General features: G+C 74.1%; 7 protein-coding genes and 2 pseudogenes. 5 read left to right on the forward strand and 4 right to left on the reverse strand.

Annotated features, from left to right (window positions below; translation table 11 throughout):
- Positions 1-27: 27 nt before the first annotated feature.
- On the reverse strand, positions 28-1,137 hold the full coding sequence (locus tag ACWD4P_RS25760) for a Nickel transporter NicT (RefSeq protein WP_359825813.1): 1,110 nt from the start codon (positions 1,135-1,137) through the stop codon (positions 28-30).
- A 292-nt stretch (positions 1,138-1,429) separates the two neighbouring features.
- Here ACWD4P_RS25760 and ACWD4P_RS25765 point away from each other — a divergent pair.
- The 5 genes and pseudogenes from ACWD4P_RS25765 to ACWD4P_RS25785 all read left to right on the forward strand — a co-directional run.
- Positions 1,430-2,383, forward strand: a pseudogene (locus ACWD4P_RS25765) (hydrolase); the annotation flags it as partial.
- A gap of 188 nt (positions 2,384-2,571) precedes the next feature.
- Complete coding sequence (locus ACWD4P_RS25770; RefSeq protein WP_449781194.1) at positions 2,572-4,425, forward strand: CocE/NonD family hydrolase; 1,854 nt, start codon at positions 2,572-2,574, stop codon at positions 4,423-4,425.
- Positions 4,426-4,560: 135 nt separating this feature from the next.
- The gene (locus ACWD4P_RS25775; protein WP_449781195.1) at positions 4,561-5,436 is read left to right on the forward strand and encodes a CPBP family intramembrane glutamic endopeptidase; all 876 of its coding nucleotides are present in this window, start codon (positions 4,561-4,563) and stop codon (positions 5,434-5,436) included.
- Positions 5,437-5,458: 22 nt separating this feature from the next.
- The gene (locus ACWD4P_RS25780) at positions 5,459-6,754 is read left to right on the forward strand and encodes a histidine kinase (RefSeq protein ID WP_449781196.1); all 1,296 of its coding nucleotides are present in this window, start codon (positions 5,459-5,461) and stop codon (positions 6,752-6,754) included.
- A complete protein-coding gene (locus ACWD4P_RS25785; protein ID WP_359825822.1) occupies positions 6,706-7,350 on the forward strand; it encodes a response regulator transcription factor in 645 nt (214 codons plus the stop codon). The genes ACWD4P_RS25780 and ACWD4P_RS25785 overlap by 49 nt, the downstream gene beginning before the upstream one ends.
- Before the next feature lie 134 nt (positions 7,351-7,484).
- Here the strand turns inward: ACWD4P_RS25785 and ACWD4P_RS25790 are convergent, their stop codons facing one another.
- The 3 genes and pseudogenes from ACWD4P_RS25790 to ACWD4P_RS25800 form a co-directional block, all read right to left on the reverse strand.
- Positions 7,485-8,399: an aminoglycoside phosphotransferase family protein gene (locus tag ACWD4P_RS25790; RefSeq protein WP_449781197.1), complete on the reverse strand. Its 915-nt coding sequence runs from the start codon at positions 8,397-8,399 to the stop codon at positions 7,485-7,487.
- 49 nt (positions 8,400-8,448) lie between these two features.
- Positions 8,449-9,114, reverse strand: a complete 666-nt coding sequence (locus ACWD4P_RS25795; RefSeq protein ID WP_359825827.1) for an HAD family hydrolase — start codon at positions 9,112-9,114, stop codon at positions 8,449-8,451.
- 145 nt (positions 9,115-9,259) lie between these two features.
- Positions 9,260-9,441 (reverse strand): annotated as a pseudogene (locus ACWD4P_RS25800) (putative Ig domain-containing protein); the annotation flags it as partial.

The following is a 9,441-nucleotide window of genomic DNA, read 5'->3' on the forward strand; positions in this document are numbered from 1 at the left end:
CACCGGCCCCTCGGTTCGTCGCGCTCGCTATTCGGACTTCGCGGGGGCGGACGCCCCCGCGGCCAGCCCGGCCGACCACTTCTCCTCGACGTTGCCGAACTTCCAGTAGGCGATCGCGGCCGCCCAGGTGAGCACGAACAGTCCGACGATCGCGTAGCCCACGAAGTTGAGGTCCAGCCCGCCGATCCAGGCGACCGGTCCGCTGGTGATGTCCAGTTTCTCGCCGAGCAGGCCGATCAGCTCGATCGAGCCGATCACCAGCGCGACCAGCACCGAGAGCCCGGTGACGGTCAGGTTGTAGTAGATCTTGCGGACCGGCTTGGAGAAGGCCCACTCGTACGCGAAGTTCATGAACGAGCCGTCGATGGTGTCCAGCAGGCTCATCCCGGCCGCGAACAGCACCGGCAGGGTGAGCAGCGCGTACCAGGGCAGCGAGAAGGCCGCCGCGCCGCCCGCCAGCACCAGCAGGGACACCTCGGTCGCGGTGTCGAAGCCCAGGCCGAACAGCAGGCCGACCGGGTACATGTGCCAGGGCTTGGTGACGGCCCGGGTGACCCTGCCGAGGATGCGGTTCATCAGCCCGCGCCGCTCCAGCTGGCGCTCCAGCTCCGCCTCGTCGTAGTCGCCGTGGCGCATCCGGCGGAAGACCTTGAGGATGCCGTTGAAGGCGCCCAGGTTGATCAGGCCGAGCAGCAGCAGGAAGGTGCCGGAGACGGTGACGCCGATCAGGCCGGTCATCTCGTGCAGCGTCGAGTCGTCGGACTCCAGCTGGCCGGCCAGCGAGCGGATGCCGAAGGCCAGCAGGGCGCAGAGGCCGAAGACGATCGAGGAGTGCCCGAGCGAGAACCAGAAGCCGACCGACAGCGGCCGCTTGCCCTGGCCCATCAGCTTGCGGGTGGTGTTGTCGATGGCCGCGATGTGGTCCGCGTCGAAGGCGTGCCGCATGCCGAGGGTGTAGGCGGTCAGGCCCATGCCGGCGCCGAACACCTGGCCGCCGACGTCGTAGTGCTCCGGCTCGACCAGCGCGAGCAGGGTGAACCAGCCGATGACGTGCAGCGCGAGGATGAAGCCGCCCATTCCGGCCAGGCGGATCCACTCCTCACGGGTGAGTCGGTCGCGCCATCGGGGGGCGGTCATCGTCGTGTCCTTTCGGCAGTGCGGTCGAAGCTGGGCCATCTTTCCGCCTCGGTGCGAGCAGTTGCAAGTCATGTGCAATTACGGATTCGTCTCCCCCCGCTCACGCACCGCTTCCGCGCGGCGTGCGCGCCGTTTCCACACGCTTTCCGCGCGCCTCCCGGAGATCGTCACGACCCGTACAAGGCCTCGTAACCTCGCAGGTCTTTCACCTCGCGCTCTACGCGCGGATACTCCCGTTCTACGCGCGAAAACCTGCGCGCCGGCACCTCAACTCCCCACGGAGGAACGGCTCATGACGATCCGTATTCGAACCGCTGCCGCCCTGGCCGGCACGGCGCTGCTCACGGCCGGACTCACCGTCCCCGCCGCCACCGCCGCGCCCGCCCCCGCCACCCCCACCACCAGGGCCGCCGCGGCCACCGCCCCGCACCGGGTGCTGTTCGACAACAGCAAGGCCGAGACCGCGGGCAACGCCGACTGGATCATCAGCACCAGCCAGCCCGACCCGCTCGCCCAGAACGCCAGCCCCACCACCGAGAAGAGCTGGACCGGCGCCCTGTCCGCCTGGGGCGTCGCCCTCCAGAAGACCGGCCAGTACAGCCTGAAGACCCTCCCGGCCGGCTCCACCATCAGCTACGGCACCGGCGCGGCGCTCGACCTCGCCAACTTCGACACCTTCGTGATCCCGGAGCCCAACACGAGGTTCTCCGCGAGCGAGAAGACCGCGCTCATGAACTTCGTGAAGAACGGCGGCGGCCTCTTCCTGGTCTCCGACCACATCAACAGCGACCGCAACAACGACGGCTGGGACTCCCCGAAGATCATCAACGACCTGCTGACCAACAACGGGGTGAACAACAACGACCCCTTCGGCTTCTCGGTCGACCTGCTCAACATCACCACCGACAACCCGCGCGCCGCCAACGCCCCGACCGACCCGGTGCTGCACGGCCCCTTCGGCACCGTCACCGGCTCGATCCTGCGCAACGGCACCACCTTCACCCTCAAGCCCGCCGACAACCCGAACGTCAAGGGCCTGGTCTACCGGACCGGCTACAGCGGCAACACCGGCGCGTTCTTCGTCACCAGCACCTTCGGCTCCGGCCGGGTCGCCATCTGGGGCGACAGCTCCCCCATCGACGACGGCACCGGCCAGTCCGGCAACACCCTGTACAACGGCTGGGACGACCCGGCGGGCACCGACGCCGCCCTCGCCCTCAACGCCACCGCCTGGCTGAGCAAGGCCTGACCGGCGGGCGTCCCCGGGCGGCGCCCGCGCACCGGACGGCACCCTCACCGGGCGGCGCCCGCGCACCGGACGGCACCCATTCACCAGGCGGCATCCGTTCACCAGGAAAAGGGCCGCTCCCTCCCCTACTGTCGGAATACCGAACACAGTCGGAACGCCGGCGCCCGGGACCGATGGGAGCGGCCATGCCGTCCTACCCCTTCCACACCACCCGCGAGGACCTGCGCATCCCGCTGCCCGACGGCACACGGCTGGCCGCCCGGCTGTGGCGGCCGGTCGGCGCCGAACCCGGCCCCGCCCTGCTGGAGTACTCCGGCGACCGCCTCACCGACCGCACCGCCGCCGAGGACGCCCGCCGCCACCCCTGGTACGCGGGCCACGGCTACACCGCCGTCCGGGTCGACACCCGCGGGCACGGCAACTCCGAAGGCACCCCCGGCGAGCCCGGCGGCGACCAGGAGCTGGCCGACGGCGCCGAGGTCGCCGCCTGGCTCGCCCTCCGCCCCTGGTGCAACGGCCGGCTCGGCCTGCTCGGCGTCGGCACGGCCGGCACCACCGCCCTGCGGCTCGCCGCCCGGACCCCCGACACCGTCGGCGCCGTGGTCACCGCCTGCCCCGAGGGCGGCCACCGGCTCGGCGGGGCCGTCCTTGCCGCCGACCTGCACACCCGGCTCACCGCCCTGGTGGCCGACGCCGCCCTGCCACCGGACCCGCGACACGTCGGCGACGCCTGGCGGGCCGCCTGGCTGGCCCGGCTGGAGTCGCTGCGACCGCCCGTCGACGACTGGCTCACGGCCGGCGAGTCCACCGTCCCGGTGTCCGTGCCCGCCCTCGCGGTGGCCGGCTGGGGCGACCCGTCCTGCTCCTTCGTGCTGCGGCTGCTCGCCGAGTCCCCGACCGCGCGCGCCCTGATCGGCCCCTGGCCGCACGGCCTGCCCGAAGCCGCCCTGCCCGACACCCTGCGCTGGTGGGACCACTGGCTGCGCGGCGTCGACACCGGCGCCCTCAAGGAACCCGCCCTGCGCAGCTGGCTCAGCACCCGCTGGACCGGTGACGAGGCCTGGCCCTCCCCCGACGTCCGCGAGATCCACTACGGCCTGGACGGGCCGCTGCGCACCGCCGGCACCGCCGCCCACGACCGGTACGTCCAGGTCCGCTCCCCGCAGCACACCGGCCTCAACGCCGGCGGCTACGTCCCGCACGGCCGCCCCGTCGACCGGCCCCCGGACCAGCGCGAGGAGGACGGCCGCTCGGTCTGCTTCGACTCCCAGCCGCTGCCCGAACCCGTCGAACTGCTCGGCGCCCCGACCGTACGGCTGCGGCTGCGCGAGGACACGGCACCCGCCCAGGTCACGGTGCGGCTGTGCGCGGTCGGCCCGGACGGCACCTCGGAGCTCGTCACCCGGGGCGTCCTCGCCGCCGACGGCCCGGACGCCGAGGTCGAGCTCGCGGCCTGCGCCCGGACCGTCCCGGCCGGGCACCGGCTCCGGCTCGCCCTCTCCTCGGTCTACTGGCCCTGGGTGTGGCCCCCGGCCGAGGACACCGGGTACGGCGTCGACCCGTCCCGCTCCACCCTGAGCCTGCCCGTGCGCCACCTCGCCGCCGACGTCGGCGCCCCGACCGTCACCTTCGAGGACCCGGACCTGCCCGAACCGCTCGACATCCACCTCACCGAACCGCTCACCGCCCGGCCCGAACACCTCACCGTGCACGACATCGGCCGCCACGAGTGGCGCACCGAGCTCTCCCCCGCCGACGACGGCACCCGCACCCACCCCGACGGCCTGGTCCGCGACGAACACACCGTCACCGCCTACCGGGTGCTCACCGGCGCCCCGCTCAGCGCCCAGGCGCGCACCGACCGCACCGTCCGGCTCGAACGGCCCGACATCGGCTGGGACGTCACCGTCCAGACCCGCACCCAACTGCGCTGCGACGCCGGGCACTTCCTCAGCGTCGTACAGCTGCGAGCACTGGAGGCGGGCTCGGTGGTGTTCACCCGGGAGTGGCAGCACCGGGTGCCCCGGGACCGCCCCTGACCCCTCCCGCGCGTCCGCACCCGGGGGTGTGCCTGGACCCACCCCGAAGTCGACAGCTACACGCAATGCCCGGGGGCGCGCCGAGCGGGATCGTCGACGGTGACGGCGAACGGCGATCACCCGGGGGTGGGCGGCATGCGGACGGAACACGAGCCGGTGAAGGCGGCGAGGACGGCGGCGACGGCTGAGCCGAGGCAGCGGTGGCGGGCACAGGCGGGGGTGTACCTGCTGGTCGCCTTCCTCGCGGCGGGCCTGTTCGGGGCGCTCCAGCCCGGCACCGGACTCCCCACCGAAGTCCTGCAGCTCACCCAGTTCGGCCCCGCCGTGGCGGTGCTGACGGTGGCCCTGCTCTGGCCCGCGCGGACCGGGGAACTGCTGCGCGGCGCGCTCCCGGGCCGACCGGCCGGAGGGCGCCGCCCCGGCGGCCGAGGGCGCCCCGCGCCCGGCGCCCGGTTCGGCGGCGCCGCCTTCCCGCTGGTACTGCTCACCGCCCCCGTGATCATCGCGCTCAGCGCCGGCGGGTACGCGCTGGCGCACGGCGGGGCCGCGTTCACCGATCCGCGCAGCCTCAAGGAGCCCTTCGCGCTGATCGTCGCGGCCCAGTTGCTCGGCGCCTGCGGTGAGGAGATCGGGTGGCGATGCCTGTTCCAGCCGCTGCTGCGGACCAGGTTCGGGCCGCTGCCGGCCTCGGCGCTGGTCGGCCTGGCCTGGGCCGGCTGGCACGTGCAGGCCTTCGCGCAGGGGCCGGTGTACGCGGGCGGGTTCCTCGTCGCCACGGTCTCGATGTCCGTGGTGCTGGGGCTGGCCCAGGAACGGGTGCGGAGCAACCGGCTGCTGACCGCCGGCGGCTTCCACACCCTGGTCAACCTCGGCATGCTGCTCTTCACGGCCGAAGGCTCCGCACTCGCCATGGTGACGCTCGCCGGAGCCTGCCTGCTCACCGCGGTGCCCTGGGCGCTCCGGGCGCCGGCGGCTACGATGACGGCGTCGGCGGCGCACGGGGCGCACTGAGATGACGGATCGACAGGTGGCCATGGCAAGGGGGGAGAAGGGCCTCCGCGGCCTCCGTAGCCTCCGCAGCGGCCTGGTCGCCGCCGGACGGTGCCAGCTCCTCGCACTGGCGACACTGCCGGTCGCCGCGACCAGCCTCCTGGTGATCGGCGTGCTCACCCTCGTCCCGCTCCGGATCGGCGTCACCCTGCTGCCGTCCGCGGCCCGCCGGCTGCGCCGGCTGACCGACCGGTACCGGCTCCGGGCCGTCGAGTGGTCGGGCGTGCCGGTCGGTCCTTCCGACCCGCCTCCCGCCGGGCCCGCCGACTCCGCGTTCGGCGCCGGAATCCTCAGCACCGAGGGCTTCTGGCGCGACCTCCGCTGGACCCTGCTCGAACCGTGGATCGGCGGCACGCTGGTCGCCACGCCGCTCTGGCTCGGCTACTACGGGCTGTTCGGCGCGGTCGTCCAGCCGTTCATCTGGCGGCTGGTCGACGACCAGAACTGGTACGCCTTCGTGCACGTCCACTCCACCGCCGAGATGCTGGCCGCCGCCCTGCTCGGCGCGGCCTTCACCGTCGGCGCGCTCCGGCTCGCGCCGACCGCCCTGCGCTGGCACGCCCGGTGGACCCGCCGGGCGCTCGCCGCCCCGCGCACCAGCCGACTCGAGCAGCGCATCGCGGAGTTGACGGAAACCCGGGCCGACACGCTGGACGCCCAGGCCGCCGAGCTGCGCCGGATCGAGCGCGACCTGCACGACGGGGCGCAGGCCCGCCTGGTCGCCCTCGGGCTCACCCTGGACGACGCCACCCGGAAACTGGACTCCGATCCGACCGCCGCCCGCGAGCTGCTGCGTCAGGTCCGCGCCACCTCCGAGCGGGCCCTGCGCGACCTGCGGGAGCTGGTGCACGGCATCCATCCGCCGGTGCTCGCGGACCGGGGCCTGGGCGACGCGGTGCGGTCCCTGGCGCTGGACAGCTTCCTCGACGTGGACGTGGCGGTGGCGCTGCCCGGCCGGCTGCCTCCGCCGGTCGAGTCCGCCGGGTACTTCGCGGTCGGGGAGCTGCTGGCCAACGCGGGCAAGCACGCCGGTGCCGGCCGGGTCCGGATCGGCCTGGAGCACGCGGACGGCGCACTGCGGATCACGGTCACCGACGACGGCCGGGGCGGCGCGGACCCGGCCAAGGGCAGCGGCCTGCGCGGCATCCAACGCCGGCTGAGCAGCTTCGACGGAACCCTCGCCCTGCACAGTCCGCAGGGCGGACCGACCACCGCGACCCTGGAGATACCGTGCGCGTCGTCCTTGCCGAAGACCAGTTCCTCCTCCGGGACTGGCTGATCAGGACCCTCCGGGACCACGGCTGCGACGTGGTCGCCTCGGTGGACAACCGCCCCGAACTGCAGCGGGCCCTGCGCGAGGAGGAGATGGACCTCGCGATCGTGGACATCCGGCTGCCGCCCACCTACACCGACGACGGCCTCCAGGCCGCCCTCCAGGCCCGCCGCGACCGGCCCGGCCTGCCGGTGCTGGTCCTCTCCCAGTACGTCGACCAGCTCTACGCCCAGGAGCTGCTGGCCGACGGCCGGGGCGCCGTCGGCTACCTGCTCAAGGACCGGGTGACCAACACCGCCCAGTTCATGGACGCCGCCCGTACCGTCGTGTCCGGCGGCACCGTGATGGACCCGGAGGTGATCACGAAGTTGCTGACCCGCAGCAAGGCGCGAGGCGCCACCGCCGACCTGACACCGCGCGAGCACGAAGTCCTCGAACTGATGGCCGAGGGCCGCTCGAACGCCTTCATCATGACCAGCCTGCGCATCAGCGAGAGCGCGGTGGCCAAGCACACCACCAGCATCTTCGCCAAGCTGGGCATCGAGGCCTCGGCCGACGACAACCGCCGGGTGCTGGCGGTGCTGGCGTACCTGAAGCCGTAGGAGGGGGCGGGCCGTCACGGCGCCGGGGGCGACTCGTCCGAGTGCCGCGCGGGACCGGTGATCGAGCGGCGCCCCCGGCTGCGCGTGGTCGGCCGCGCGTGCCCGGCCGCGCGTGGTCGGTTACGCCTGGTCGGTTACGCGTGGTCGGCGAGGACCTCGGCGATGACGTGGCGGGCGATGGAGGTCATCCTCGGGTCGCTGTCCCGGTAGTAGGCGACCTCCAGCAGGGCGACGGACAGGGCCCAGCCGCGGGCGCGGTCCCAGGCCGCGTCGTCGGGGGCCGCGGCCGCGCGGAAGGCCTCCCGGGCGGCCGCGGGCAGGACGTACCAGGCGGGGATCAGGTCGACGGCCGGCTCGCCGAGGCCCGAGCAGCCGAAGTCGATGACGGCGCTCAGCCGCCCGGCCGGGTCCACCAGGAGGTTGCCGGGCTGGAGGTCGCCGTGGAGCCAGACCGGGGGGCCGGTGGGCGCGGGTGCGGCCAGGGCGTGCTCCCAGGCGGCGGTCGCGGCGGCGGTGTCGACGAGGTCCGGCACCGCCGCGATCGCCTTCCTGGTCGGGGCGTCACGCTCCGCCAGCGACTCGCCGCGGTAGGCGGCGGGGGCCCCGGCCGGGTCGATCCGGCGCATGGCCGTCACGAAGGCCGCCAAGTCCCGGGCCAGCGGCCCGGGTTCGGCGATCCGGCCGGGCACCGGGGTGGTGCCCTCCAGCCAGCGCAGCACCGACCAGGACCAGGGGCAGCCGTCGACCGGCCCGCCCACCGCCACCGGGACCGGCACCGGGACCGGCAGCCGCGGGGCCAGGCGCCGCAGCCAGACGTCCTCCTTGGCGATCTCCTCGACCACGCCGGGGATCCGCGGGACGCGCACCACCAGCTCCGCGCCCAGCCGGTACATCGCGTTGCTCGTCCCGGCCGGCAGCACCGGCTCGACCGGCAGGCCGGCCCACTGCGGGAAGCACTCGGCGACCATCCCGCGCACCAGCGCCTCGTCGATGTCCAGTTCGTCGGCGTGCAGCTTGCGGGCGGGGGCCGCGGAGTCGGGGGAGGTCATGGTGTCCGACCTTGTCACCCGCGTCCGCGACCGGCAAACGAATTGGCCGCTACCCCCGGTGGACCGCGCCCGCCGCGATCAGCCCGGGCAGGTCCCGCATGGAGTCGAAGACCAGGGTGCCGGGGCCGGCCAGGTGATCCGCGGGGGTGACGCCGCCCGCGTAGCCGAGCGCCCGCATCCCGGCGGCGCGGGCGGCCTCGACGCCGGGCCGGCTGTCCTCGACGACCACGCAGGCGGCCGGGTCGACGCCCATCGAGCGGGCGGCGTGCAGGAAGAGGTCGGGTGCGGGCTTGCCGCGCCCGACCTCGGTGGCGCTGAAGATCCGCCCCGCGAAGTGGTCGTGGAGGCCGGTGCGGCCCAGGGTGTGGCGCATCTTCTCGTGGGTGCCGCTGGACGCGACGCAGGTGGGCAGGGTGATCCCGGCCAGCGCCTCCGGCAGGCCGTCCACCGGACTCAGCCCGGCGTCCACGGCCTCGGCGTGCAGGGCGCGGAAGCCCTCGCCCCACACGGCCGCCACCTCCGCCCCGAGCCGCTCGGCGACCAGCGCGTTGCAGGCCTGCTCCGTGCGCCCGACGAAGGTCTCGACCGCCTCCGCCTCGGTGAGCGGCCAGCCGTGCTCCCGGCCCAGCCGCAGCAGGACGCGGATCGCGATCACCTCGGTGTCCACCAGGACACCGTCGCAGTCGAAAATCACCAGTTCGATCGGCTTGGTCATCCGGACAGCATAGGGAGGCACCCTCGGCCCGGCCCGGGTGGCCGGTCGGGCCGGTGGCCCCCGGTGGCCGACCCCCCGGTGAACGGCGCCCGGTGAACGGCGGCCCACGGACGGGTCCCCGGTCACCGGGCGCGCGGTGTCGGCGTCAGCCGGTCTGGATGGAGGTGTCGTCGACCACGAAGCTGGTCTGGAGCGAGGCGTCCTCGGTCCCGGCGAACTTCAGCGTGACGGACTGGCCCGCGTAGGACGACAGGTCGAAGGTGCGCTGCTGGTAGCCGGCCGCGGCGTCCACGTTGGAGTAGGTCTTCAGCGCGGTGCCGTTGACCG

Source organism: Kitasatospora sp. NPDC002543 (genome assembly GCF_053594915.1).

Coding starts and splice junctions, on each gene's coding strand:
- ACWD4P_RS25760 (WP_359825813.1), bottom strand. CDS start 1,137: ATGACCGCCCCCCGATGGCGCGACCGACTCACCCGTGAGGAGTGGATC.
- ACWD4P_RS25770 (WP_449781194.1), top strand. CDS start 2,572: ATGCCGTCCTACCCCTTCCACACCACCCGCGAGGACCTGCGCATCCCG.
- ACWD4P_RS25775 (WP_449781195.1), top strand. CDS start 4,561: ATGCGGACGGAACACGAGCCGGTGAAGGCGGCGAGGACGGCGGCGACG.
- ACWD4P_RS25780 (WP_449781196.1), top strand. CDS start 5,459: ATGGCAAGGGGGGAGAAGGGCCTCCGCGGCCTCCGTAGCCTCCGCAGC.
- ACWD4P_RS25790 (WP_449781197.1), bottom strand. CDS start 8,399: ATGACCTCCCCCGACTCCGCGGCCCCCGCCCGCAAGCTGCACGCCGAC.
- ACWD4P_RS25795 (WP_359825827.1), bottom strand. CDS start 9,114: ATGACCAAGCCGATCGAACTGGTGATTTTCGACTGCGACGGTGTCCTG.